The sequence below is a fragment of the Streptomyces collinus genome, from assembly GCF_031348265.1.
Classification (GTDB): Bacteria; Actinomycetota; Actinomycetes; order Streptomycetales; family Streptomycetaceae; genus Streptomyces; species Streptomyces collinus.
On sequence record NZ_CP133771.1, the window covers coordinates 4,654,561 to 4,680,193 of the forward strand.

A 25,633-nucleotide genomic window follows, 5' to 3' on the forward strand; every position below is an offset into this window, starting at 1 on the left:
ATGTGACCGGAAACGTCATATTCGGCGCGGTACGGCTCCATCCTGCCAGCGGTAGAGGTCGCGCAGCAGGGAGATCTCGGCGCCGTGATGGATCAGCTCCCTGTTGACGTGCAGGACGATGCCCTCCATGGGAAACCGTTCCGGACCGACCGCGGGCGGGTTCTCCAGGTCTGAGTCCGAGAGTTCGCGGACCCCCGCGTTCCATCTCCCGTACATCTCGTCGAGCTGTTTCAGCGCCTCGTCGGCGGTCCCCGCGTAGGCGAACGTCCGGGAGTCGACGTCCTGGCCGCCGAAGTGCCATCCGACCCGATAGCCCATGCACGAGACGATGATGTGCGCCAGCCGCCAGGCGATCGTGGTCACCGGCGCCGGTGCCGGCACCGCGTCGGGCGACGCGGAGTCCATCGTCCACTGCCCCGAACCCGCCGACACCGGTGCGGCCGACGTGCCACGTGGGCGGATGCTCCAGCAGCCGCGCACCGGCTCCCAGAAGTACTCCTCATCGGCAAGACCGTGCAGCCGCGGCCGCAGGTTCTTGTGCCAGTGCCGGTCCAACTGGTCCGCGAGTCGCTCGCTTCTCGTCATTTCCACACACTACTGACGACGGAGACCTGGCTGCGACCCTCGCGGACGCCGTCGCCGGCCGTGTGCCGCGGGTCCGGTCCGCCCTGCCCCGCCGGGCGGATCCCACTCACCACTCCGCTTTCTCGGCTCAGTCCGGTTGGCGTGGTGACAGCACGCCCCCGCGGTCGCAAGTGCCTATCAAGCCGTAGGGAACTCCCGACAGTTCACGGAAGCCGGCCGACACGTGTGAACTCTCAAGTAATCTCACGGCTCGACGGTGAGACCCCGGTCGGCTTCAACCACTTCGGATTCCACATCGAGGACACGACGGCCACCACCGAGGCCCTGCTGGCGGCCGGTACGCCGAAGCCGGCTGAACGTTTCACCGACCGCCCCTTCGCCGAGTACCGCGCCATGGATCCGGAGGGCAACTGGTTCGACCTCTCGGAGCACGGCTTCGGAGGCCCGCGGCCACCGTCGGACTCCACCGGCTCCTGAACCGCGACCCCTGGGTCTGCGAGTCCCATCGGTTCTGGACGACGAGGACTCCGACCCTGTGGGCCGCGAGGGCTCGCTCAGCGCTGGAAGGGCATCGTCCAGCAGTTGGACGTGGTCGGCTTGCCCTCCAGCCGGTCGGTGAGCCAGGAGATCGCCGCTGTCTGGTCGGTGATGAGGGGGGTGAGGTGGTTGGTGAGGATCCTGTCGCCGAGGTTGGGCAGGTCGACGGCCGCGTAGGTGACGTTGCCACCCTTGCGGCACCAGTCCACGGCCAGTCGGCGGGCCTGGGCGTGCGGAACGATGTCGTCCTGGACGCCGGTGGCGACACGGACGGGACCGGCCGGTTTGAGCGTCCCGATGCGCTGCTTGTCGAGGACGGCCTGGGCGCGTGGTTCCTCAGCGATGATCTCGGCGACGGACTTGCCGCTGTTCGTCCACGCCGCGCTCCGCGCGAAGCCGAAGCGGACGATGGCTTCGCCGACGCACATGGTCGACGTGTCGGCGAGGGCCTTGCGCCCGGCGTCGTTGAGGTTCGCCTCGCTGATGCCGCGCATGTCGGGGTAGGCCTGGGCGAAGCCGTTGATCGCCCAGCCCAGGGCAGCGGCCGCTGAACAGCGCGCCTGCTTCACGACGGTCGTAGCCCGGGGCCGCTCCAGCCACTCGGGGCCATCGAGCTCGCGCAACATGGCGGCCACCCGTTCCGCTTTCTGCTTCGTCCCGCCCGGATCCCGGCCATCCGCAGCGGACCTCGCCGGCCCGACGTCACTCGGTCAGGGGCAGGAGCAGCCGGCGCAGGCACCTTTCCCCGCATCGGCGCGCTGTCGGCGCGCGGCCTCAGGTGAGGGAGGCGGCCAGACAGGCGAAGGCGGCCATGATGACGGCGACGCGGACGTAGTGGAGGCGCCCCCAGCGGTTCAGCTGCTGCTTCCAGTCCTCGGGCCGGTTCTCGGGGGTCCACGTCTTGTTCCGGTTGTTGATCGGGACGAGCAGCAGGAGCGACATGACGACGCTGAGGATCAGAAGCGCTCCGGCGGTGACGACGAGACCGGTGCCGTCGTGATGCCATCCGGCGACGGCCCAGACGCCGACGAGGACGAGTGAGCCGATGTACCAGACCGGCATCAGGGCGCCGAGCATCCGGCCTCCATGGGCATGGCCGAGTTGGCTGCTGTCCTCCGGGAGGGCGTCGAGGATCCGGTTCATGACGAAGGCGACGGAGAACTCCACCCCCACCATCACCCCGACGACCACGACGGTGACGACCTCGAGTGCGTTGAGCATGATGACCCCTCCTGGGATCTAGCGCCGCTAGATGTCGAGTCAACGCTAGCTCTGCTGCCGCTCGATTGTCTAGCGCTGCTAGAATCGATTCATGTCGGTACAGGAACGCAAGCAGCGGGAACGGGCAGAGCGCGAGCGCCTCATCGTGGCGACAGCCCGTGAACTCGCCGAACAGCAGGGCTGGGACGCGGTCACCACCCGCCGGCTCGCCGAACGCATCGAATACAGCCAGCCCGTGCTCTACAGCCACTTCCGCGGCAAGCGCGAGATCATCGGCGCCGTCGCCCTCCAGGGCGCCACAGAGATGGCCGCAGTGATGCGGGCCGCGACCGCCGCCGTGGACGGCCCGCGCGAGCGGGTCGCCGCCCTCGCCCGCGCGTACCTCGACTTCGCCGAACGCAACCCGGCGGTCTACGACGCCATCTTCCAGCTCGACGGCGGTCTGGCGTACGCACAGGAGGACACCCCGGAACCTCTCAAGGACGCCTTCGCCGCGCTGCTGGAGTGCCTCGGCGAGGTCGCCGGGGACGACGTCGACCCGGGGCTGTTCACCGAGGTGTTCTGGGCGTCCCTGCACGGGGTGGCGACCCTGACCCGGTCGGGACGGCTGCCACCGGAGTACACCGAACTGAGGGTGGAGCTGCTGGTGGACCGGCTCGCCATCGTCCTGGCCAATCAGCGCTTGCCTTGCCACACCAAGAGGTCGTCACCAGGACTCCGCGACTAGCAGCCTTATCGTGCATCACCCCCGCCAATGCCCGCACTGTCTCAACGGGCACTGCTTTTTCGACCTCTTCGCCTGGATGGCGAAGACAGTGATCCCGACCGGGTCCCGCTGGACCGCGACGGCGTCCACACCGTCATCTCGCGAGCCCTGAGTACGCCACGTCTCGAAGCCCATTGCTTCGAACAGTCTCAACGACTGGGGGCACTGCCTCCAGATCGTGCGGATGGCGGGAAAGCTTAGAAGCCGTCGCCATACCCATCACAGAGTCCGTCGATCGAACGGGCGTCTCGATCGGTTGATCGCGGGCCCCGCCCGGCATGAGAGCAGGGCTTGGCGGTACGGGGAGTTCGGGGGAGGGGACGGCCGCGCGCTGCTACGGTCGGGCGCCATGAGCTGGCTTCCCGATGGCTTCGTCCACCCCGTACTGGTACCGCTGCCGGGCGGTGGTCATCACCTGCGGCCGATCCGGGAGGCGGACACCCCGCTCGACTATCCGGCTGTGATGGGTTCGCGCGAGCGGCTGTGGACGATTTTCGGCCCGGCCTGGGGCTGGCCCGCGGCCACCATGACCTACGAGGCCGACCAGGCCGACCTGTTGCGACACGAGAAGGAGATCGCCGCACACCAGTCCTTCAACTACGCGCTGTTCGACGCGGCGGAGACAGCTCTGCTCGGCTGCGTCTACATCGACCCACCGGAGAAGGCCGGCGCCGACGGCGAGATCTCCTGGTGGGTGGTGGACGAGCTGGTGGGCAGCAAGGTCGAGCAAGCCCTCGACGCGCTGGTGCCGCAGTGGATCGCCGCCGACTGGCCGTTCGAGCAGCCGCGCTTCCTCGGCCGCGAGATCTCCTGGTCGGACTGGCTCGCCCTGCCGGAACATCCCGACGCGTAAGCATTTTTTGCCGTAATGCTCTTGGGACTTGGTGATCGAGCAGACGCCTCGAATGGGTAGTCGTCGGGTGCTCGGTGCATGCGAGAAGGGCCTTCTGAACAGCTCGCTGGTGTCGAGCGCACTCCCCAGCTGTCGGCGAGGGTGTCGACCAGGACGAGGCCGCGTCCGGATTCCTCGTCCTGGGCCGCCAGCCGTGGCTGGGGCAGCTGAGGGCTGAGGTCGCTCACCTCGACGGCGAGTTCGGTGGCGGTGCGGCGCAGGTGGAGTGCGACGGGGCCTTCCGCGTGCTGGACGGCGTTGGTGAGAACCTCGGAGACCAGCAGCCTGACGTCGTCGGCTCGGTGGGCGCAGTCCCAGGCGGCGAGGGTCTCGACCACGAAGGAACGGCCCGCGGGCACCGCGGAGGCAGTGGCCGGCAGTTCTGTACGGGCGATGTCCAGCGGGGCGGCGGGGAGCTCGTCGTCGTGGCCGTCGGAATCAGGCAGCAGCGCGGCGAGTACGCGGTCGGCGGCCTCCTCGAGGCCGCCGGAGAGCTTGAAGGCGTCGTCGAGGACGGTGGTGAGCTTGTCGATCTGGTACTCGATGTCGCTGCCGGGGGTTTCGACCAGGCCGTCGGTGTACAGCACGAGGGCGGCGCCGGGTGGGATGGCTGCGCTGGACTGCTGGTAGAGGATGTCGCCGACACCGAGAGGGGCGTTCACCGGCGCGGGAAGCCGGCCGACGCCGTCGCCGGGGGTGGCGACGAGGGTGGGCAAGTGGCCGGCGGAGCACAGGGTGACGGAACCGGCGTCCGGGGCTATGACCAGGTAGCAGCAGGTGACCAACTGGTCCGGGACATCGAGGTCGTCGACGACCGCGTCCAGAGCCTGCATGAGCTGTCGGGGCTGCATTCCGGTCTTGGCCAGGGCATGGGCGGCGGAGCGCAACTGGCCCATGACGGACGCCGCTTCCAGACCTCGGCCCATGACGTCGCCGATGAGGATGCCGACACGGCCGGCGCCGAGCGGGATCAGATCGAACCAGTCGCCGCCCACGCCGGCGCCCTGGGTCGCGGGCCGGTAGCGGCTGGCGGCCGCCAGGCCGGGGATGGCGGGCGGGGTGCCCATGAGGCTGCGCTGCAGGGTGAGGGCGATGTGCTTCTGCTGCCTGTACAACTCGGTGAGTTCGGCCTCGGCACGCTTGCGGTCGCTGACGTCACGGACGATGGCGCAGGCGCCGACGACCGCTCCGGCGGCGTCCCGGGTCGGCCACAGCGTGACATCGACGTCGAGCATGGCACCCGTGCTGGTGACCCGCAGCGTTTCGAAATGCTCGATCTTCTCGCCCTGCCGCAACCGTTCCAGCAACTGGGTGATCTCGTCCTTGCGCTCCGGGGTGGCCAGCAACGACACGTGCTGCCCGACCGCTTCCTCGGATGTGTAGCCGTACAGCCGCTGGGCGGCGGTGTTCCAGTACGTGATGCGGCCGTCCAGCGTCTTGGCGAGGATCGCGTCCTGAGAGGACTCGACCAGGGCGGCGAGCTCGGTGATACGCGCCTCGGCGGCCTTGCGTTCGCTGACGTCACGGACGGCGGCGGAGACGAGGAGCCCGTCAGCGGTCTCCAGGGGGCTGAGGCTGATCTCGACGGGGAACTCGCTGCCGTCCTTGCGCAGTCCGTGCAGTTCGAGCCCGGCCCCCATCGGGCGCACCTGCCGGGCGCCGGCATAGCCGTCCCGGTGCCGGGTGTGCTGGGGCTGGAACCGCTGTGGCACCAACAACTCGACCGGACCGCCGAGTAGTTCGTCGCGCCGGTAGCCGAAGAGGGCCTCGGTCTGTGCGTTGACGAGTTTGATGGTTCCCTTGTCGTCCACGATCACCATCGCGTCCGGCGCCGCCTCCAACAGCCCCTGAAACCGGTCCTCGACCGTCCCGGGGGTGCTCGCACGGCTCGTGGTGCCGCGCCGGCGGCCGGTGTCCTTGGCAGCTTCTGCTCTGCCGGTCGACCCGGATGTGATCGTGTCGCTCATGGCGGCCCCAACTGACTGGCAGGTTGCGGTGAGTCGGCCATCCCAGCGCATTCCGGCCAAGCCCGCGCCCCGCTGCCCCTTACTGTCCCGCAGACGGCCGTACCTGCCTGCTCGCGACCGGACCCTGTTCCTGTCTGGCGGAACGAGAAAGGTGCGCTGCCCCTGGTCGGCACCGTCCGACCCGGTGTTCCCACATCCGTGCGAGCCGTTCACCGAGACACCCGGATCGCTCAGGTGCGACGCCTCGCCCGGTCCGTACGCGCGCTGTGCGACCACGATGAGAACGAAGATCATCAGTGCCCGCGGCGGAGCCATGAGATCTGATCTTGCGAGTGCCTGCGCGGTGACCTGGCCGCGGGTCCGCGTCACACCTGCGTCCCCAGCCTGTGGATGCAGGTGGGCGACCCTTGTGGTGGGGATCCGGCGCCCTTCTGACACGCATCTGGCACGCGGCGAGTGATCACAGCGGACAGCAAAAGGGCCCAGGTCTCTGACCTGGGCCTTCTTCATGGCGCGGGTGACGAGAATCGAACTCGCGCTCTCAGCTTGGGAAGCGATGGCTTGCATGGCCGGATGTTCGTTGACCTGCGCGGATTCATCGTGCCGACACCGTCGTGCGGGCCTGATCACACCCCCGTTGACCGTGGTTGCCCCCTCTTACGGGCACGCTCTGGGCACGACACCACTGGCGATCGAGTCATATGCGCGCGCGGCCCTTCGCACCGATCGGTCGGCTTGTCTGCCTGGCTGACCTGGAGTGTCCGCTGCGACTGCAGTCCGGCACTCTGACATGGCCGTGTCGATGTTGGTGACGTATTCTTCTATGTACATCACCAACATTGTGCGGGAGGTGCCACATGTCTGTGACCCAGATCGACATCGACGATGACGCCCTGGAACGCGCCATGGCTCTGGCCAAGGTCAGGACGAAGAAGGAGGCGGTCAATCTCGCTCTGCACTTCTACGCCGAGCAACAGGAGCGTGCGGCACGCATAAGCCGTCACTTCGAGCGTGCGCGTGAGTGGGGTGCCGTCGAGGACGCCGAGCGCCTGCACCGGGGGGAGAAGCACAGCCGGTGATCTACTTGCTCGACACGTCCGGCCTGGTCCGGTTGCTCCGCGATGCGAGACTTCAATCGGCCTGGTACGACGCGATCGACGCCGGGGCCATCGCATCCTGCTATGTGCAACGCGCCGAGTTTCTTCACAGCGCCCGGACCGGACGCGAGTACGACGAGATCGTGGAGATGTTCACCGATCTCTACCCCGACGTGTCGGTGCCGAAGAACGCGGGGCGCTGGATCGGCGCGGTGCAACACCGTATGGCCCAGGCCGGGGAGCATCGCAGTGCCTCGGCGGTTGATCTCGTGATCGCTGCCACTGCGGCCCACCACGGCTTGGCCGTCCTCCACGACGATGCCGACTACCGTGCCATCGCCCGGCACGCGTCCGACCTGGCCGAGCACAACATCCACGACGTCTCCTGAGCCGCTTTTGTCACCCGACACGTTCTGGACGGGGGCGTAGTGCGAAGACGCCGCCTTCGTTCGGTGGCACGCTGACGGATCTGCAGGGGCATGCGGAGCCGGGGCTGGCCGGCCTCCCTCGCAAACGCTCCGGCGTGGCGGGCCGGATCTCGCCGTCCCTCCCCCTCCGAGGACGGCGAGGCTCTGCAGAGCGTCATACGTCGGCAGCCGGACCTCGACGACGCCCTCCCCGACGTACTGGAACGCATCCGTACGGCCGCCGAGCGCGTCCCCGGCAACATGGTCCAGTCGGCCAGTCCCGCCGTGAGCCAGGCAGACCTGGACCGTGGCAACGCCGAGTCCGGCCTCATCTGTAGCGTCGACGACGCCATACACCGGCTCTACGCCACAGTAGTAACTCCCCTGGACCGTCCGGCAGTTCGCCGGAAATCGCCCGCAGAACCGGTGCGGTTGTGATGCGCCAGCCGCCCACCGGACCCAGGCAACAAACAACCCCAGGCCGCTGACCTGGGGGTTTTCGTGGAGCGGGTGACGAGAATCGAACTCGCGCTCTCAGCTTGGGAAGCGACGGCGCTTCAACGCTGACACCGCTTCTGACCTGGGGACACATCGCTTGCGAAGCAGCTTCGAGGGCTGATTCCGCACCGCTGTTCACCGTGGTTGTCCGCTCTTATGGGCACGCTGTGGGCACGGTTTCGAGTAGCGGCGGGTAGGAGACATGTGCGAGCGGGCTCTGGGGCTGACTCGGCCGGTTCGGAGAAGCAGCCGGAGGACCTTTCGCGAGTGCACAGGATTCCCGTGCCAGTGAGATGCCCGGACCGTCAGGGCGGCGATGCACGGGAAGCCCCGGTCGTGGTGGACGAAGCGTCAGTCCCTGTCGGTCGGCCGTGGCAGCCACCGGGAGCCGGCTTCGGCGGCCCCTCGGAGCACCGCTTCACAGATGGGCTGCCGCTGTCGGGCGGAGAGTGAAGCCACCGACCGAAAGGCTCGGACCTCCTTGGTTCGCCCCCATGGGAGGCATGATCTTGTCGTGGTGAGCCTGCTGACTCGCGGCATCCCGGCAACCAGGTCGGCGGCCGCAGTCGTTCATGTACGGCCGAGACCGTCCCCCGCCAGTCGGAGGGGGTCGGTCGGCCGACCGGCGGGGCACCTCCCGAAGCCCGGCGGATGGTCGACCGCCCACCGCCTCGGCAGCGTTGTCCCGGTGACCGAGATCGAAAACGCCAAGAAGACGCCTGCCCAGCCCTTACCCGCACCCGAGCCCCCCCACGGCGACGGAACGCCCTTCGTCGACGGCGCGGCTGGTCGGGGTGGATCTCGCCCGTGCACTGGCCGTGTTCGGAATGTTCGCCGTGCACACCGGCCCCTTCAACCCCTTCCCAACGTCCGGAAGCGGCGTTGGCGAATGGGTCGTCTGGCTGGCGAGCGGCCGGGCCTCGGCGCTGTTCGCCACCCTCGCCGGGTTCTCGCTGGTGCTGATCGCCGGCCGCCTGGAGCCGAAAACCGGACTGGCCGGCCGGCAGGCGAAGGCCAGGATCGTGATCCGGGCCGTGATCCTGCTCGTGGTGGGCACCGCGCTGGCGATGACCGACTTCGGCGGCGCCGTCATCATCAATTTCTACGCGGTGTTCTTCCTGCTGGCCCTGCCCCTGGTGCGGCTGCGGGCCAGGACGCTCGCGATCATCGCGGTCGCGCTCGCGGTCGTCACGCCGCAGCTGGCGTACGCCCTGCGGGCACTGCTCAGCGAGTCGGTCGTGAACACGATCGACTCGTACGACCCGCTCGCGCGACTCTCCGGCGTGGGCGTGCTCGACTTCCTGCTCACCGGCTTCTTCCCGGCGATCACCTGGATGACGTTTGTGGTCACCGGTATGGCGCTCGGCCGGCTGGACCTGGCCTCCGGTGCGGTGCGGCGGCGGCTGGCCGTGGTCGGTCCCGCGCTGATCGCGTTCGGATACGGTGTCTCGTGGCTGGCGCTCCGGTTGACCGGTGGCGCGGAGAAGATGATGGCCGGGATGCCTGGCATGATGGACTTCGACGTCCTGAAGGACCGCGGTGCCATGAAGGATCCCGGCATGGCAGAAGAGTCCTTCGACCTGCCGGTCGGCGGTGGGCTGTGGGGCCCCGACGCGTGGGGATTGCTGGCGGCCGAGCCGCACAGCGCTTCCACATTCGACCTCGTCGGCTGCATCGGGATCGCGATCACCGTGATCCTGTGCGCGACGACGGCGATGGACCGACTGCCGTGGCTGCGTCGCCTGGCAACGCCGGTCATCGCCGTCGGCACCATGTCCCTGACCCTGTACGTGGGCCACATCCTGGTGATCCTGGCCCTGCCCGGCGAAGCGGTCACCCCGCCGCAGTCCGCCTCTTTCGGGCTGCTGCTCTGCTTCATCGCCGGGGCCACCGTGTTCGCGGCGGTCTGGTCCCGCTTCTTCCGCCGCGGACCGCTGGAGTACCTGCTCAACAACGCCACGAAACTGGCACATCGCGTCCGCTGAGCCTCGGGCGTGCACCACCAGAAGTCCGAGCGTGTTCCGCCTCAACCCTGATGTCAAGGACTTTCGCCATGGCCGTCATCCCCACAGCCCGGAGCACCGGCGCCCATGGCCTCCGCCGGGAAACGCACCGCCGCGCCGACCGGCCGGAAGCTCCGGCGCGCTGGGAACGCCCGGCGCTGGCCGCGGTGCTGGGCGTCGCCGCACTGCTGTACGCCTGGGGCATGGGGCACGCCGCGATCCACCCGTACTACAGCGCGGCGATACGGTCGATGGCCACCAGTTGGCGGGCCTTCTTCTTCGGCGGTCTCGACACCAGCGGTTCGATCACCCTCGACAAGGTGCCCGGCGCCTTCTGGCCGGATGCCCTCTCCGTATGGATCTTCGGGCCGCACACGTGGGCGGCCCGAAGATCCATGTGATCGAGGGCGTGCTCACCGTATGGCTGCTGCACCGGATCGTACGGGCATGGGCCGGGCCGTTCGCCGCCGCCGCCGCCCTGCAAAAGGCGGTGCAAACCGGGCGGCTGCTCCCGTTGATCACGTGTGGCGTCTGGGTCGGGCTCGCCTTCCAGACGAAGATGCTGCAGGCCTGACTCGTCCTGCCGGTCTTCGCCGTGGTGTATCAACTCACCGCGCCCAACCCGCCGTTGCAGAGGGCTCTGCGCCTCCTGCTGAGCGGTGCGGTCACGCTGGCCGTCTCCTGCTCGTGGGTGCTGATCGCGTGGGTGACACCCGCGGCCAACCGCCCGTATGTCGACGCCACGTCGAACAACAACCCCTTCAGCCTGGTCTTCGGCTACAACGGCCTGAGCCGCTTCAGCGACGACACACCGCGTTCGGCGCCGTCCCGGCCGCCGGCCGTATGACCGGAAACACCGGCTGGGGGATGCTCGTCAACCACACCGTCGGCCCGCAGATCGCCTGGTTCCTGCCGCTCGCCGTGCTCGCCGTCGTCACGGCTCTGGTCTGGCGCGCCCGCGAGCCGCGGACCGACCTGCTGCGTGCGGGTTTCCTCCTCTGGGGCGGTTGGCTCACCGTCCATGCCGTGGTGTTCAGCGTCTCCAACGGCAATCACGTCTACTACACGGCTGTGCTCGCACCGGCGATCGCCGCGCTGGCCGGAGGCGGGCTCGCGCTCTTTTGGTCCGCGTACGAGGCGGGCGGCCGACGACGGCTGTGGCTGCCGTCGGCGATCGCGCTGACGGTGGCCTGGGCGCTCGTACTCGACCGGCCGACCTGGTTCGCCTCTCGGCTGCTGGTATTCGCCGTGATCTTCGCGGTGTGCGCGGCGTTCGGCCTGTGGCCCAGCGCGTCACGCGCCTCCCGGCGCCTGGTCCAAGGCTCTGTGGCCGCCGGAATCGCGGCCACACTGCTCGTACCCGCCGGCTGGGCCGTCTCCTCCCTCGACCCGCACTTCGCGGGCGCTTCCACGTCCCCGACGGCCGGCCCGGTCGGCGAGTTCCACCACCGGGCCCTCCACGACCCGCCCGCTCTCCGCCGGGCCGAGCTCGACCGGCCCAGCGCCCGCGACACCGCCCTGCTGGACTACCTCGTCGCGCACCGCAAGGGCGAGAAGTACCTGCTCGCGACCCAGGCCGCCTACCCCGCGGAACGTCTGCTGCGCGCTCAGGCCCAACCCGTGCTCGTCATGGGGGGATTCACCGGGAAGACCCCCTTCCCCAGCGCCCCGCAGCTCGCCAACCTGATCGCCACTCACCAGCTCCGCTACGTGCTGCTCACTCACCTGCGACCCACCACCCCCGCCACGTCCGCGCACGGGCTCGGACTTCTACGACTACCTGGGTGTCCCCTGGACCTTCCCCGACGCGGTCACCCGCCGCCCCGAGAAGGACCGCGCACGCTCCGTCGACAGCTCCGGCTATGTCCGGCTGGTGTACGGATACCGCTCGCCCGGTCCCTGACCGGCCAGCCCCCGTCGGCTGCCGGCGGCCCCGGCTCCCCGGGGACCGACGAGCGGGACTCACGGGTCGCCGCCATGCAGGGTTGATGTGCCCCTCCTACCCCGGGCGGGTCTTTCCAGCCACTCGGCGGGGGAGGACCCGACAATCGCCGGATGTGCGGCGAGCGGCCGGGCGTCCAGGCTGAAGGCATGACACAGCACGTTCGTGACAAGGAGCCCGAGACCGCCGTCGAGCCTGGCAGAGGCCGGTTGCTGGAACCTCTCTGCCTGACGCTGATGGCGGGCGCCGGTGTCCTGTTCGTCGTCCATCCTGAGTTCTACGAAGCAGGGGTGCACCTCTTCGCGTCGCGGGCGGCCTCACTGGTCCACTGAGCCGGCGATCGCAGATCTCTTCGCGAGGCGTTGCTGCACGGGCGGCCTCTCTCCGACCGTCGTACGCCTGATCTCCGCACCCCAAGGCCCTCCGGCGGGCCGATGCCCGCAACCGCTGACGCGGTGCACGGCCGACCACGTAGGAAAGGAATCCTGTGAACACCGCATCCGCCCCAGAGGCGACGGGTGCCGAGTCCTTGCGCGCCCGCGAGACGCTCAAGGCGCTGTACGGGTACGTCCGTCCGCACCGGTGGGCCGTCGCGCTCGGTCTGCTGTTGGCGCTGGTAGGGGCCGCCGGAGGGCTGCTGCAGCCGCTGGCCACGAAGACGCTGGTCGACCGGCTCTCGTCCGGTGGCACGATCGGCACCATTCTGCTGGCCATGACCGTTCTGGTCCTGCTGAGCATGGTGGCCGAGGCGTTCGGTGCCTATGTGCTGGAACGGACGGCGGAGTCGGTGGTGCTCGCCGCCCGCCGCAGCCTCATCGGACGGTTGCTGCGGCTGCGCCTCACGGAGGTGGACCGGATGCAGCCGGGCGATCTGATGTCCCGGGTGACCTCCGACACCACGCTGTTGCGGGCCGTCAGCACCCAGGCGGTGGTCTCCGCGGCGACGGGGGCGGTGACGCTGGTCGCGGCGGTCGTGGTGATGGCGTTCCTCGATGCCGTCCTGCTGGGCGTCACGCTCGGAGTCGTCGCGGTCGTCGGTGTGGCCGCCGCGCTGGTGATGCCGAAGATCGGGCAGGCCGCCGAGCGTGCGCAGGCGGCTGTCGGGGAGATGTCCACGGGCCTGGAGCGGGTCTTCGGCGCGTTCCGCACGGTGAAGGCGTCCGGCGCCGAGGAGCGGGAGGCCGCTCGCGTCGAGGCGGCGGCACGCAGGGCGTGGCGCCACGGCGTGCGCAGCGCGAAGTGGGAGGCCGTGCTGGGTTCGGCGGACGACCTCGCCGTCGAGCTGGCGTTCCTCGCGGTACTCGCCGTCGGCGGGGCGCGGGTTGCGTCCGGGGACATGCCCGTGTCCACGCTCATCGCGTTCCTGCTGTACCTCTTCTACCTGATGGAGCCGGTGTACAAGCTGGTCGAGGCAGCGTCCCAGTACCAGGAGGGCGCGGCCGCGATCGCCCGGATCGCGCAGGTGGACCGCCTGGCGACAGAGAAGCAGGACCGGCACCTGTCGGCGCGGCCCGCGGCGACCAAGACGCTGCGGCCACGTCCGGCGTCGGTTCGCTTCGAGGAGGTGTCCTTCCGCTACGGGACCGGGTTGCCGGACATCCACCAGCGGGTGGACTTCGAGGTGCCGGGCGGCGGGATGACGGCGTTCGTCGGCCCGTCGGGCGCGGGCAAGTCGACGGTCTTCGCGCTCGTCGAGCGGTTCTACGAAGCGACCGGCGGCCGTGTCCTGGTCGACGGCAAGGACGTGACGAAGTGGCCGCTGTCCGAGCTGCGGTCCGTCATCGGATACGTCGAGCAGGACGCGCCGGTGCTGGCCGGCACGCTGCGGGAGAACCTGGTCTTCGCCGCGCCCGGCGCGACCGACGACGAGATTCGCGAGGTCCTCACCCGGACCAGGCTCGACGCCCTCGTCGAGCGTCTCCCGCACGGCCTGGACACCCCGGTCGGGCACCGCGGCACGAAACTGTCCGGCGGCGAGCGCCAGCGCATCGCGATCGCCCGCGCGCTGCTGCGCAGGCCCCGGCTGCTGCTCCTGGACGAGGCGACCTCGCAGCTCGACGCCGTCAACGAGCTGGCACTGCGGGACGTCATCGCCGAGACCGCACGTGAGACCACCGTGCTGGTGGTGGCCCATCGCCTGTCGACCGTCACGGACGCCGACCGCATCGTCGTCCTGGACGCGGGCAAGGTCCGCGCGGTCGGCACCCACGAGGAGCTGGTGGCCGAAGACGAGCTGTACGCGCAGCTCGCGGCGACGCAGCTCCTGACCTCGGCGGGACGCCCCCGTGGGTGAGACGGGCCTGACCTGTGGGCTCGCCGGTGCCGTCGGCCGTCATCCACCGGCTGCCCCCGCCGCGCAGCCGGCAGCCAGCCGGCTGCGGCGGTTCGCTGCCCGCCCAGTCCGTCCCTCACCCGGGAGTCCCCATGCCCGTGCTCATGGCCAAGGGCGAGCAGGCCCGCTGAGCAGGCCGGACGGCCGCCCGCTCGACCTGATGCGCACGGCATCGGCCGGCAGCCCACTCCGCGCCCCGGTACGCCCCTCCCCACCGCGGGCTCCCACGGCGCTGATCATGGCGGCGGTGACCGCGCCGCCGACACCCGGCACACCGTCCAACGGTTCGCAGCACACGAGGATTTCGGGGAGTACGCACGCCTGCGCCGCGACGCCCTGCTGCGCATCAACCTGAGGACCGAGTGATGGCGCGCACGCAGAGCGGAGGCCAAGGAGCACCCACCGCCGAGCACTGGAGATCCTCCGTCAGGAACCGACGCCCTCGCGGCCTGATACCCACAGGGCAGCCCCCGGCCGCGCACGGACGGGAGTCGGCGGGTGTCCCGACTGCCGATTCACGTTCGCTGGGGCGTTCACTTGTGGAGCTCCCCTGGACGGCTGGTCATCCACCGCACCGCGTCCGAGGCCGGGCGCCATTTGAACTTTGAGCTCTCAGCCACACCGGCGGCCGCCGTGTCCTGACCCGCACCGGTCCTTGCCCCCGGGCCGCACCGACACCGGGCCCACGCATGTCCCGAGTTGTCCAGACGTCGTCCACGGACGACCGGTTGGCGCCAAGCGGAGCTGAGATCAGTGGGCCAGGGACCACAGCCGAGGCCCGCAAGGGTGAACCCCTTGCGGGCCTCGGACGGCTGACCAGGCCGGGATGGGCAGGAAGCGGGCCCCCGGCCTGACCTCACCGGATGTACTTGGCGGGCTTGGTGGCTGCGTTGAGCAGGTACTCCAAGGGGCCGCGGCGGAAGAAGCGGGACCAGATCGCGGCGAACACGATCGCCCCCAGGATGTACGTGAGCACGGGTACCCAGGACTTCGTGGTGCCGGCGCCGGAAGCGGGCCACGCGGACTGTGCGAGGAAGTGGCCGACGTAGGCGGTCAGGGACATGGTGCCCACTGCGATGACCGGTTTCGCCAGGCGGCGCAGTCGCGGCAGACGGTCGACGGCCACCGTCGCGCCCACGATCACGAGGATCGCGACACCCAGGCAGCCGATGGTGTCGAGGGTGGTGCCGGTGTGCGACACGGCACCCAGCAGGTCCGAGGCCGACTGCCCGGGCCCGCCGGACCCGCTGCCCATGGACCCTGCCCCGGACCCGCTGCCCATGGACCCTGCCCCGGACCCGCTGCCCATGGACCCCGCTCCGGAGCCGCTGGACGGCCCTCCGCCTCCCCCGAAGCTCAACACCGCGCTCGTGCCACCCAACAGCGTGGCCAGGCCGTAGGCGCCTACGGTGAGGCTTGCACCGAGCGCCGCCAGGCGCCGCTGGACGGTGGCGGCGGTCAGATCGAGGCGGGCCAGCGCCATGCCGGCGATCACGAACGCCATCCACGTGATCGTCGGGTAGAGGCCCGTGAGCAGCAGATCGAGTACTCCGACGGTGCTGAGCTTCTCGAGCGGGTCGTAGGCGTTGATGCTCTGCTGGACGGAGTCGCTCAGCCACATCTTCAAAACGAACGCGAGCTGCGGCATGACGAGCGCGATCCCCGCCGCGATGATCGCCAGCGTCTTGGCGCTCAGTCGCACCACGAGCAGCGCGAGGAGGAAGTAGACGCCGTAGTAGGCGAGGATGATGATGTCCCCGTACTCCATCGCCAGCACGGTGCCCATCGCCAGCAGGATCACGGCGCGGATCGCGATCCGGGCCTTCGCCTGCCGGCCCGCCAGGCCGGTCTTCGGCTCAAGGCGGCCGGCGATCAGCATCAGCGAGAACCCGGCGAGGGTGGCGAACAGGGCCGACGAGCGCCCCTCCGCCAAGGAGTACACCCAGCTGCCGAGGTTGTTCGCGGCTGACGGCATCGGGGCAATGTGCACGATGTACATGCCGAACACCGCCAGCGCGCAGGCGAGATCCAACCCGATCAGGCGTCCCATCGAGGGGCCGGGCGAGGCCCGCACGGCGGACTCGGGCGAGGTTCGGGGCCGAGGAGGCGAGTTCTCCTGCGGCGACTGTATCTGTGTCATACACAGAATCCTTCGGTGCCGTCAGGAGGCGGACCACCCGGCAGGCTTCGGTGACCACCCCGCCGACCGGCCGGGACCACCCCGCCGACCGGCGGAACAGCGCCGCCCCGGTCGGCCGGCGGGCCCGGACGGCCAACCGCCCTACTTTATGAGGGCGTTGGCCACCACGACCATGAGCCCGAGCAGCGAGTCCACGGTGCCGATCTTCAAAGCGGAGCCCCACGTGCGACCGGCAGCGCGGGCCGCGAGCAGGCCCCAGGCGAACAGCAGCACCACGTTCACGGCGAAGGCCACGTACTCGATGCCCGCCGAGGGCCACCACCCCCAGCCCGCGCCGAGCAGCAGGACCACCGTCGGCACCGTCGCCACCACCAACGGCCACTCGGACAGCAACAGCCGCATCGCGGCGCGCACACCGTGATGGGTCCGATCGCCGCGCAGGGCGATGAGATGTGCGTAACCGTGCGCCAAGGCCGATGCGGCGGCCGTGATCAGGAGCCACTGGGCGCTGCTGAACCGGTCGGCGGGAGCCGTCTCACCCTGCTCCGTCAGGGCGGCCACCATGGAGCTGGCCAGTACCGCCCCGTACACGCCCCCGAACAGCACATGGGGCTGCGCCGCACAGCGGCGCAGAGCACGGACAGGCTGACGAAGGTACAACTCGGGCATGGCTGGGTGATCCTCGAACGGTTCGGAAATCGACTGTGGCCGGCGGACCCGGTCGGGCCCACGGACCGATCCCACCGGACGAGAACCGCCGACACCATCCGCCGGACGTCGCCCACCCGCCCGCCGACGGGCCGGAGCGCTCCCCCCGAACGGCTGGAACCAGCCTGCCGGGTGGCGGGAGTCTCCAGCGGCCGCACCGTCGCGCACCTGGCCGGACGTACTGTCGACAGCGAGCGATCACCGTACGGGAACGTGGACGCCCCGATGGGGGGGGGGTACTGGTCGCCGAGAAGCTGGACAGAGCAGACGAGTGTGAGGCGGAACGCCGGTGATCCGGGTAGTGGTGGTGGACGACGAGGCGCTGGTGCGGTCCGGGTTCGAGCTGATCCTGAACGCCTCCGACGGCATCCAGGTCGTGGCGACGGCGGAAGGAGCGCAGGCCGCCGACGCGATCCGGCGCGAGCATCCGGACGTCGTGCTCCTCGACATCCGCATGCCGGACGTGGACGGCCTGACCGTCCTGAGGGAGATCCAGACGCTGCCCGAGCCGCCGACGGTGGCCATGCTGACCACCTTCGACACCGACGAGTACATCCTGACCGCGCTGCGCTCGGGAGCCGCGGGCTTCCTGCTCAAGGACACCGAACCCGAACAGCTCGCCCAACTCGTACGCACCCTGGCCGCGGGCGGGGTGGTGATGTCCCCGAAAGCCTCGCGGGCCCTGCTGCGCGGCCATCCGGGGGCGGACACGCCCCAGGACGCGGACGTGGCGCGCGTGAACCTGCTCACCGACCGCGAACGTGACGTCCTCGTCCTGATCGCGGAAGGCCTGTCCAACGCCGACATCGGCACCCGCATCCACCTGAGCGCGGGCACCGTCAAGGACCACGTCAGCTCGATCCTGACCAAGCTCCGGGTCGCCGGCCGCGTCCAGGCGGCTCTCCTCGCGGAGCGGGCCGGACTGCTCGGCGTCGACGGCGCCGACACGGCCCGGGGCAACGCGGGATGAGTGCGGGTCGGGCACTGTGGCGGCGGGTGCCGTCTTGGGTCGTCGACGCGGGCCTCGTCGTGCTCGCCGCGCTCGACGCCTGGATCAACCTCGACGACGAGGCGACACCCCTCATGTGGGCCTGCGCCGCCCTCGGCAGCGCCGGACTGCTCCTGCGCAGGCGCTTTCCGCTCGCCGTCTTCCTGCTGACACTGCCCATGCTGCTGTTCATGGACGTGGGAGTCGCGCCGATCGCCGCGCTGTACACACTGGCCGCGCGCACCCGTAACCGCCCGCTGCTGGCCGGCAGCGCCCTGCTGAACGCGGCGGCGACCACCCTCGCCTGGCCCCTGTCCGACACGTTTTCCGGCGACCCGTTTTCCGGCGACCGGACCTGGACGCTCATCGAGTTCGTCTACACGCTGGCCATGGCCTTCGCTCCGATCCTGTGCGGCCAGCTCGTGCAGGCCAGACGCGACGTGGCCCGCCAACTCGTCGAGGTCCAAGTGGCCCGCGAACACGAACGCGCCCTGTACGCCCAGTCCGTCCTCGCCCGCGAACGCGCCCAACTGGCCCGCGAGATGCACGACGTCGTCTCCCACCAGGTCAGCCTCATCGCCGTACAGGCCGGAGCCCTGCAGGTCGCCGCCAAGGACCCCGATGCCCGCGACGCCGCCCGCACCATCCGCACCCTGAGCGTGAACACCCTCGACGAACTCCGCCACATGGTCGCCCTGCTGCGCGCCTCCGGCGGCAAGGAAACCGAACTCACCCCCCAGCCCACCCTCGCCGACCTCCAGCAGCTGATCGCCAACAGCGGCATCGAGACCACCCTGACCGGGGAGCTCCCGCCCGGCATCAGCACAACCGCCCAACGCACCGTCTACCGCACGGTCCAAGAAGCCCTCACGAACGTCCGCAAGCACGCCCCGGGCGCCCGCGCAGAGGTGCGCCTGTGGCATGACGCGCAGCACTTCGGTCTCACGGTCACCAACACCGCCCCCACCCGCCCGTCCGTCGCCCTGCCCAGCGCCCGGCACGGCCTGATCGGCCTGAGAGAACGCGCCGAACTGCTCAACGGCACCCTCACCGCCGAACCCACCCCACAGGGCGGATACGAGATCGAACTACGGGCCTCCACCCGGCCCGCCTGAGCACAACCCCCCCGACGCGGATCGGCGTGCCCGGACACCACAAACCGCAGGCCGCTGACCTGGGGTTTCGTATGGAGCGGGTGACGAGAATCGAAGACGGGACGGCTGTTCAGCCTGCGGGTGGACCGCTTCAGCCAGATCAGCGTCCGCACCAACCGCTACTCGGTGCCGGTGCGGCTGATCGGCCGGACGGTCCGGGCGATGCTGCACGCGTCCGAGCTGGTGGTCTACGACGGCCAGCAGGAGGTCGTCCGCCATGAACGGCTCATCGCCAAGGGGCAGGCCCGGCTGGATCTGGACCACTATCTGGAAGCCCTGGTCCGCAAGCCCGGCGCGTTCCCCGGTGCCACCGCGCTCGAACAGGCCCGTTCCGCGGGGAAGTTCACGCTGGTCCACGACGCCTGGTGGGAGGCGGCGAAGGCTGCCCACGGCGAGCGGGACGGCACCCGGGCCCTGATCTAGGTCCTGCTGATGGGCCGCCACGTCTCCCACGAACACCTGGTCGCGGGGCTTGCCTCCGCGCTCAGGGCCGGCGGCCTGACCGCGGACGCGGTCGCCCTGGAGGCGGAGCGCGGAAGGCGGCCGAAGCCGACGAGGTCGCGGCTCCGGTTGTTCCTGCGGAGCCGGACCGGACGAACGTGACCTCACCGACCGAACGGCGGCTGGCCCAGCTGCCGCCCGACACCCGGCCGCTGCCCTCGGTCGCAGCCTACGACCAGCCGCTGCGAGTACGGCAGCCTGCCGACCGCCCCGCTATCCAGGGAGAGATGCCGTGACGCTCAAACGCCATCGCGGACTGACCGAACAGGCCGCCGACGCCACCGTTGACCAGGCATGCCGCACGCTCCTGCTGCCCACCATCCGGGTCCAGTTCCCCGAACTGGCCGAAGCCGCCGCCCGTGGCCAGATGTCGTATCGCGGGTTCCTCGCCGAGCTGCTGATGGCCGAGTGTGACGAGCGGGCCCGGCGACGCTCCGAACGGCGGATCAAGGCGGCGCAGTTCCCGCGGGAGAAGTCGTTGCGGGCCTTCGACTTCGAGGCCAACGGGAACGTCGACGCAGCCGTCATTCACACCCTGGCGACCTGCGAGTGGGTCAAGAAGGGACTGCCGCTCTGCCTGATCGGCGACTCGGGCACTGGCAAGTCCCACCTGTTGATCGCGCTCGGCACCGAGGCCGCCATGGCCGGCTTCCGGGTCCGCTACACACTCGCCACCAAGTTGGTCAACGAGTTGGTCGAGGCGGCGGACGAGAGGGTCCTGACCAAGACCATCGCCCGCTACGGACGCGTCGATCTGCTCTGCATAGACGAACTTGGCTACATGGAGCTGGACCGCAGGGGTGCTGAGCTGCTGTTCCAGGTGCTGACGGAGCGGGAGGAGAAGAACAGCGTCGCCATCGCCTCCAACGAGTCGTTTGGAGGGTGGACGAAAACCTTCACCGATCCGCGGCTTTGCGCGCCCATCGTCGACCGCCTCACCTTCGGCGGGAACATCATCGAGACCGGCACCGACTCCTACCGGCTCGCCAGCACCCGGGCCGCCCGGGCGCAGAGCGCAGTCTCAGGCTGACCCATCCGAGCCCCAAAAACCGGCCAGAGACTGCGTTCACCGCTACCCGTGCCACGACCGAGTGCGCTTGCGCTGAACACGCTAATCCGGGCGGGGGAGCGAGTTGAGGCCGTCGATCGCGATGTCGGTGGCCCTTTGAACGGCTTTGTAGGTCTGCTCCGGCCGGTTGCCCCGCTTTTGGCATGCGGCGACGACGACCTTGATCGCCCCGACCAGCGAGCCCACCGCCGCTGCGGCCTCGACGAGGTCCAGCTCGGGGCAAGCCAGGTGGAGCGCTTCGGTCAGCTGCAGCTGGATGTCGAACAGCAGGTGCAATTCGCGCGCCTGAAGTGCCGGGACCGACGCAATCAGCCGGGTCCGAGTCGGGCCGATCTTCCGCGCCAACTCCGAGTCCGTGTCCGCGAAAACACTCTGGTCGATGACGCGCCGCAGCAGGTCGGCCACCGGTTCGCCGGGCTGCCGTCCTCCGATGATCTCGACCGCGCGCTCCAGCCGCGACCTGTCGTCGAAGAAGACGATGTCGTCCTTGCTGTCGAAGTAGCTGAAGAAGGTCCGTGTCGCGACGTCTGCGGTGGCCGCGATCTCCGCCACGGTTGTCTGGTCGTAACCCTTCTCGGCGAACAATCGCAGGGCGCCTTCGATGAGCGCTTGCCTCGTGCGCATCTTCTTCCGCTGGCGCAGCCCTGGGTCGCTGGTCACGACAGCACTCTACCGCATGTGATGCAATTTTGCATTCATTGACGTTTTGCATCGAGTGCTGTTTTATCGGGAGGTCCGTACCGACCGAGGAGCGGCCGATGGAGAGCACATCCCCTGCAATGGTCATGCCCACGGCCCGCCAGAACCCCTTCGACCCGCCCGAGGAATTGCGCCGCCGGCAGGGGCTCGGCCCAATCCATCGGATGACCTACGTCGACGGTGGTCAGGGGTGGTTGGTGACCGGCTTCGCCGCAGCGCGGGCGATCCTGGCAGATCCCCGATTCAGCGTCCGCCCGGACCACATGCGCTCACCGGTTGCCCAGCCAGCAAGGACGCCCGTGCCGCCGGGATTCTTCCTCCGCATGGACCCGCCCGAGCACGACCACTATCGGCGGTTGCTCACCGGTGACTTCACGGTGCGCCGGATGAAGCTCCTCGAACCGGAGATCGAAGCGATCGTCAATGACCAGTTGAACGCGATGGAGCTCGCCGGGGGCTCGGCCGACTTGTTCAAGGCATTCGCGCTGCCGATCCCGTCACAAGTGATCGGCGAACTGCTCGGGGTGCCCTACTCCGACAGGCAGGGGTTCCAGCGGAACGCCGCCACGCTCCTGAACATCGACCTCACAGCGGAACACCGGCAAGAGGCGGTCAGGGAGCTCATGGCATATCTACGGGACCTGCTGCGCCACAAGCGTTCCCGGCCAGAGGAAGATGTGCTCAGCGGGCTCGCTGCGCACGAGGGACTTACTGCGGACGAGAGAGCCGGACTGGCGCTCCTGCTCCTGATCGCCGGGCATGAGACAACGACGAACATGCTTGCGCTGGGCGCTTTCGCTCTGCTGGCCAACCCCGCACAGTTAGCCGAGGTCCGCGACAAGGAGGAAGACGCCCCTGCGGTGGTCGAGGAGCTGCTGCGTTACCTCACGATCATCCATCACGTGGTCCGCGTCGCGCTCGAGGACATCGAGCTCCACGGCTGCCTGATCAAGGCTGGCGAGTCAGTCACCGTCGCACTTTCCGCGGCGAACCGGGACGCTGACCATTTCGCCGCCCCGGACGCGCTTGACCTCACCCGCTCCACGGCCGGACACCTCGCGTTCGGTCACGGCCTCCACCAGTGCCTCGGGCAGCGGCTGGCCCGCGCCGAAATGCGCATCGCCCTCCCCGCACTGCTTCGCCGCTTCCCGGCACTACGTCTCACTGTCGCGCCCGAGGAAGTGCCACTGCGGTCGGCCATGTCGGTCTACGGCGTCCATGAACTTCCGGTCACCTGGTAGGCAGATCAAGGTCGAGAAGAACGATGTGTGCTCGGCGACTTGCAGCGCGACGTCTGTGAGTTTGAGCAACGCCTTTTCACTGCCAGCTCCCCACCGCCATCCGGCCCTTCAAGTCCGGGTCTAGGTCAACTCAATCAGGCACACGGCATGGATCAGTTGCGGCCTCCGGTGTTGTCACTTCTCATCGACGCTTCCGACCCGAGTGATCGCTAAGTGCTGCCGGAAACCGCCGACAAATGTTGTCCGCTCCCACCTACGAAACCACCCCATCTTGATGATGGCCCCGACATGCTCGTTGTCAGGCTGCGGTGACAGCGTCCTGAGCTGACCTGCGCACAGCGATGATCCGCGCAGTCACTCTGGTTTGGCCGTGATCACCGCTGTCTCTTCCGGCGCCGCGACGCTTGCCGTGCCTTCGGCCGTGACGAAGGGCTCCTGACCGGGCTGCCGTGCGCCGACGCAAGCGAGGGCGAGCGTGGCGGTCACGGCCAGGACGACAACGGCGGCTCCCGAGAACAGGAAGGCGTTCTCGACTCCGGCGAGGGTGATGGCGGTCGAGGCCACGAAGGGGGAGATCGCCAGAGCTCCTGCCACCCCGGCCTCCCACAGGCCGAGCGCCTTCGCCAGATGTTGGCTCGGTATGCGCTGCTGCACCAGTGCGATCAAGGGAATGTCCGTGAGGGCCGAGGCCAGCCCCGTGGCGGTCAGGAGAACGGCCGCCACAGCATGGGAGGTGACCGTTCCCAGCGGAGCCCGGAAGATCCCGAGCAGGGCCCACGCCAGCACCGCGGCCAGTGCGAGTCTGCGGATGCGCACGCCGGCCAGGAGCAGGGCGCCCACCACTTCGGCGACCCCGGCGACGCCCAGCAGCAGGCCGTACTGGCCGCCCTGTCCCACGACCGCGACCAGCCCGACGGTCAGGAAACCGTTGGTCAGGGCGAGGGCGAGCACGAAGGTCACGATGACGACGAGTACATCGGGAGCGGCCCGCACTGCCCTCAGCCCGGCGCTGAGATCGGACCACAGCCCGGTCTGCCCGCTGGTCGCGGCGGGGCGGGTCACGCGGATGGCTGCCACGGCGACCGCCGAGCCCAGGAAGGTCAGCCCGTTCACCACCAGCACCGACTGCAGCGAGCCGAAGGCCAGCAGCGGCGCCAGCATGAGCGGGCCGACGAAGAAGGCGGCTCGGAAGGCGACTTGCAGCAGTCCGTTGGCCTGCTGGAGGCGGTCGTCCGGCACGATCTGGGGAACGATGGCGTTGCGGGCCGGGGCGAACGGGGCGCCGATCAGCGCCAGCAACGCCGTGGTCGCCACGAGCAGGGGCAGGTTCAGCAGGTTGAGGGAGAGCAGGACCGAAGCCACGGCCACCACGGCGACCCGGGCCAGGTCGGTGACGATCATCAGTTTCCGGCGGTCGCGGCGGTCGGCGTACGAGGCGACGACGAAGGTGGCCACGAACGCGGGCGCGAAGGCGGAGACGCTGACCATGGCGACGGCCGTGGGGTCCTTCGTCAGTGACCAGGCCAGCCAGGCGGTCGCGGCGGTGTACAGGCCGTCGCCGAAGCGTGAGATGCCCTGGCCGGCGAAGAGAAGCAGGAAGTTGCGGTCCTTCAGCAGTGACATGCGGCCACTTTCGGATCCGGTCGGGGGTCTGATCCACTTATTAGGCAGATGGCTAATCAGTGGCCTCGCCATCGCCGTGCAGGAAACTTTCCAGGCTGGGGGTCAGGCCTGCTACCTGTCCGGACGCAAGCCGGTACAGGACGTAGTAGCCCTCGCGGCGGCGCTCCAGCAGGCCCGCGTCCGTCAGCACCCGCAGGTGTTTGGACAGGGCGGCCTCGCTGACGCCGATGAGCGGGGCCAACTCCTGCGTGCTGCGCGGGCGTTCGGCGAGCAGCCGGAGGGCGCGCAGCCGGGTGTCGTCGGCGAGCGCCCGCAAGGTGCCGACGAGTTGGGTGGGGGGAATTCTCGGGCGGGCTTCCCGGACGATCGAGGAGAGGGGGAAGACGAGCCCGAGGGGCCAGGGCCCGTCGCAGTTGACGCGTACGTGCGGCCACACATAGGCGCTGGGGGCCAGTACGAGGGTGTTGTCCGGGCCGATGGTGACCTCGTGGTCGTGCGGCCGCTTCAGCCAGAAGCGTTCGGCCTGCCGGTCGCTGCGCACCTCCGGCCACAGGCCACGGAGCATCCCGTACAAGCCGCGCTGCTCGATCTGGTGTCCGGCCTCGCTGACGCCGGCGGCGAGTTCGGGTTCGAGCCGTGCCCATTCCTCCTCGAACGCCTCCCGCCAGTAGCGCTCCAGCATGCTCAGGAACCGTTCGAGCAACGCGCGGGGATCGTCGAGGAGCATCGCGGCCATCGCTTCGTCGCTTTCCCGTGCGACTCGCTCCCGCAACAGGCCGCGTACCTCCGGTTCGTCCAGCACGCGCGGATCCCTGCCCTTGCCGCCGTCCGGCCAGGGCGTGAGCAGGGGGACGGCGAACTCCAGGCGGACCAGCTCCGGATCCGCCCCGCGCAAGCCGGCCAGTTCGTCTTCGAAGTCCGTCAGTCCACCGATCGGCTGCGGAAAGAGGAACTCGGGGAAGTACGAGCGCACCGCGTAGGCGAACGCCTCGATCTCCCGCTTCAGCGCCGGGGACAGCTTGCGCATCGCACGCACCCAGCCGTGCTGGACGGGGTGGTGCTTGGGCTCCACCAGCACATGGAGACTCAGTACGGCTTCCATCGTCGGCGAGTAGGCGAACCCCACCCGCTCCGCACCGCCGGCCGGGACCCGGAACACGATCGTCATGACCCGTCATCCTTGCCGCACCGCGTCCACAACGGGAGCCGCGCCGCGCCGCAAGCGGCAGGGGCCGACCTGAAGGACATTGACTAGACAACAAC

The 25,633-nt window shown here is 69.4% G+C and carries 24 protein-coding genes and 3 pseudogenes; 17 read left to right on the forward strand and 10 right to left on the reverse strand.

Annotation, left to right across the window (positions count from 1 at the left end):
* Positions 1-15 precede the first annotated feature (15 nt).
* Positions 16-585, reverse strand: coding sequence for a DinB family protein (locus RFN52_RS21175; RefSeq protein ID WP_184848148.1), 570 nt, complete (start codon positions 583-585; stop codon positions 16-18).
* 225 nt (positions 586-810) lie between these two features.
* On the opposite strand from RFN52_RS21175, the gene RFN52_RS21180 reads away from it, so the two are divergent.
* Positions 811-1,062, forward strand: a complete 252-nt coding sequence (locus tag RFN52_RS21180; RefSeq protein ID WP_311241012.1) for a VOC family protein — start codon at positions 811-813, stop codon at positions 1,060-1,062.
* 77 nt (positions 1,063-1,139) lie between these two features.
* On the opposite strand, the pseudogene RFN52_RS21185 reads toward RFN52_RS21180, so the two are convergent.
* Together RFN52_RS21185 and RFN52_RS21190 are read right to left on the reverse strand one after the other, a co-directional pair.
* Positions 1,140-1,673 (reverse strand): annotated as a pseudogene (locus RFN52_RS21185) (lipase family protein); the annotation flags it as partial.
* Positions 1,674-1,896: 223 nt separating this feature from the next.
* Positions 1,897-2,343, reverse strand: a complete 447-nt coding sequence (locus tag RFN52_RS21190; RefSeq protein ID WP_184848149.1) for an anthrone oxygenase family protein — start codon at positions 2,341-2,343, stop codon at positions 1,897-1,899.
* A 91-nt stretch (positions 2,344-2,434) separates the two neighbouring features.
* Here RFN52_RS21190 and RFN52_RS21195 point away from each other — a divergent pair, with 91 nt between their 5' ends.
* Positions 2,435-3,070: a TetR/AcrR family transcriptional regulator gene (locus RFN52_RS21195; protein WP_184848150.1), complete on the forward strand. Its 636-nt coding sequence runs from the start codon at positions 2,435-2,437 to the stop codon at positions 3,068-3,070.
* 13 nt (positions 3,071-3,083) lie between these two features.
* Here RFN52_RS21195 and RFN52_RS40095 read toward each other — a convergent pair.
* Positions 3,084-3,244, reverse strand: a pseudogene (locus RFN52_RS40095) (restriction endonuclease); the annotation flags it as partial.
* 214 nt (positions 3,245-3,458) lie between these two features.
* Between RFN52_RS40095 and RFN52_RS21200 the strand changes: the two are divergent.
* Positions 3,459-3,962 carry a GNAT family N-acetyltransferase gene (locus RFN52_RS21200; RefSeq protein WP_184848151.1) on the forward strand — a complete coding sequence of 168 codons (504 nt, stop codon included), beginning with the start codon at positions 3,459-3,461 and terminating at the stop codon, positions 3,960-3,962.
* A gap of 110 nt (positions 3,963-4,072) precedes the next feature.
* On the opposite strand, the pseudogene RFN52_RS40235 reads toward RFN52_RS21200, so the two are convergent.
* A pseudogene (locus RFN52_RS40235) lies at positions 4,073-5,968 on the reverse strand (PAS domain S-box protein); the annotation flags it as partial.
* An 857-nt stretch (positions 5,969-6,825) separates the two neighbouring features.
* Here RFN52_RS40235 and RFN52_RS21210 point away from each other — a divergent pair.
* The 9 genes from RFN52_RS21210 to RFN52_RS21250 all read left to right on the forward strand — a co-directional run bounded on the left by RFN52_RS21210 (position 6,826) and on the right by RFN52_RS21250 (position 14,208).
* Complete coding sequence (locus RFN52_RS21210) at positions 6,826-7,047, forward strand: type II toxin-antitoxin system VapB family antitoxin (protein ID WP_184848152.1); 222 nt, start codon at positions 6,826-6,828, stop codon at positions 7,045-7,047.
* Positions 7,044-7,454, forward strand: coding sequence for a PIN domain-containing protein (locus tag RFN52_RS21215; protein ID WP_184848153.1), 411 nt, complete (start codon positions 7,044-7,046; stop codon positions 7,452-7,454). Before RFN52_RS21210 ends, RFN52_RS21215 begins: the two co-directional genes overlap by 4 nt.
* A 1,310-nt stretch (positions 7,455-8,764) precedes the next feature.
* On the forward strand, positions 8,765-9,955 hold the full coding sequence (locus RFN52_RS21220) for a DUF418 domain-containing protein (RefSeq protein ID WP_374050173.1): 1,191 nt from the start codon (positions 8,765-8,767) through the stop codon (positions 9,953-9,955).
* Positions 9,956-10,023: 68 nt separating this feature from the next.
* Entirely contained in the window at positions 10,024-10,374 is a 351-nt protein-coding gene (locus tag RFN52_RS21225) for a hypothetical protein (RefSeq protein ID WP_311241013.1), read from the forward strand.
* Complete coding sequence (locus RFN52_RS21230) at positions 10,371-10,547, forward strand: hypothetical protein (protein ID WP_311241014.1); 177 nt, start codon at positions 10,371-10,373, stop codon at positions 10,545-10,547. The genes RFN52_RS21225 and RFN52_RS21230 overlap by 4 nt, the downstream gene beginning before the upstream one ends.
* 21 nt (positions 10,548-10,568) lie before the next feature.
* The gene (locus tag RFN52_RS21235; protein WP_311241015.1) at positions 10,569-10,820 is read left to right on the forward strand and encodes a hypothetical protein; all 252 of its coding nucleotides are present in this window, start codon (positions 10,569-10,571) and stop codon (positions 10,818-10,820) included.
* Positions 10,817-11,962, forward strand: coding sequence for a mannosyltransferase YkcB-related protein (locus tag RFN52_RS21240; protein WP_311241016.1), 1,146 nt, complete (start codon positions 10,817-10,819; stop codon positions 11,960-11,962). The genes RFN52_RS21235 and RFN52_RS21240 overlap by 4 nt, the downstream gene beginning before the upstream one ends.
* Positions 11,963-12,064: 102 nt before the next feature.
* Complete coding sequence (locus RFN52_RS21245) at positions 12,065-12,247, forward strand: hypothetical protein (protein WP_184848154.1); 183 nt, start codon at positions 12,065-12,067, stop codon at positions 12,245-12,247.
* Between the two features lie 155 nt (positions 12,248-12,402).
* Positions 12,403-14,208, forward strand: a complete 1,806-nt coding sequence (locus tag RFN52_RS21250; RefSeq protein WP_184848155.1) for an ABC transporter ATP-binding protein — start codon at positions 12,403-12,405, stop codon at positions 14,206-14,208.
* 895 nt (positions 14,209-15,103) lie between these two features.
* Here the strand turns inward: RFN52_RS21250 and RFN52_RS21255 are convergent.
* Together RFN52_RS21255 and RFN52_RS21260 are read right to left on the reverse strand one after the other, a co-directional pair.
* Positions 15,104-16,387, reverse strand: a complete 1,284-nt coding sequence (locus tag RFN52_RS21255) for a DUF418 domain-containing protein (protein WP_184848156.1) — start codon at positions 16,385-16,387, stop codon at positions 15,104-15,106.
* A 141-nt stretch (positions 16,388-16,528) separates the two neighbouring features.
* A complete protein-coding gene (locus RFN52_RS21260; RefSeq protein WP_184848157.1) occupies positions 16,529-17,056 on the reverse strand; it encodes a hypothetical protein in 528 nt (175 codons plus the stop codon).
* A gap of 340 nt (positions 17,057-17,396) precedes the next feature.
* On the opposite strand from RFN52_RS21260, the gene RFN52_RS21265 reads away from it, so the two are divergent.
* From RFN52_RS21265 to istB, 4 genes are all read left to right on the forward strand, one after another.
* Positions 17,397-18,065, forward strand: a complete 669-nt coding sequence (locus RFN52_RS21265; protein WP_184853981.1) for a response regulator — start codon at positions 17,397-17,399, stop codon at positions 18,063-18,065.
* Entirely contained in the window at positions 18,062-19,198 is a 1,137-nt protein-coding gene (locus RFN52_RS21270; RefSeq protein WP_184848158.1) for a sensor histidine kinase, read from the forward strand. Before RFN52_RS21265 ends, RFN52_RS21270 begins: the two co-directional genes overlap by 4 nt.
* Before the next feature lie 120 nt (positions 19,199-19,318).
* Positions 19,319-19,660 carry a Mu transposase domain-containing protein gene (locus tag RFN52_RS21275; RefSeq protein ID WP_311241017.1) on the forward strand — a complete coding sequence of 114 codons (342 nt, stop codon included), beginning with the start codon at positions 19,319-19,321 and terminating at the stop codon, positions 19,658-19,660.
* Between the two features lie 310 nt (positions 19,661-19,970).
* Positions 19,971-20,768 carry an IS21-like element helper ATPase IstB gene (istB, locus tag RFN52_RS21280; RefSeq protein ID WP_184848159.1) on the forward strand — a complete coding sequence of 266 codons (798 nt, stop codon included), beginning with the start codon at positions 19,971-19,973 and terminating at the stop codon, positions 20,766-20,768.
* Positions 20,769-20,849: 81 nt separating this feature from the next.
* Here istB and RFN52_RS21285 read toward each other — a convergent pair whose 3' ends face one another.
* Positions 20,850-21,467, reverse strand: a complete 618-nt coding sequence (locus RFN52_RS21285; protein WP_229857108.1) for a TetR/AcrR family transcriptional regulator — start codon at positions 21,465-21,467, stop codon at positions 20,850-20,852.
* A gap of 98 nt (positions 21,468-21,565) precedes the next feature.
* Here RFN52_RS21285 and RFN52_RS21290 point away from each other — a divergent pair, with 98 nt between their 5' ends.
* A complete protein-coding gene (locus tag RFN52_RS21290; protein WP_184848160.1) occupies positions 21,566-22,747 on the forward strand; it encodes a cytochrome P450 in 1,182 nt (393 codons plus the stop codon).
* Positions 22,748-23,101: 354 nt separating this feature from the next.
* Here RFN52_RS21290 and RFN52_RS21295 read toward each other — a convergent pair whose 3' ends face one another.
* A complete protein-coding gene (locus tag RFN52_RS21295) occupies positions 23,102-24,370 on the reverse strand; it encodes an MFS transporter (protein WP_184848161.1) in 1,269 nt (422 codons plus the stop codon).
* Between the two features lie 52 nt (positions 24,371-24,422).
* A complete protein-coding gene (locus RFN52_RS21300; RefSeq protein ID WP_184848162.1) occupies positions 24,423-25,538 on the reverse strand; it encodes an ArsR/SmtB family transcription factor in 1,116 nt (371 codons plus the stop codon).
* Positions 25,539-25,633 lie beyond the last annotated feature (95 nt).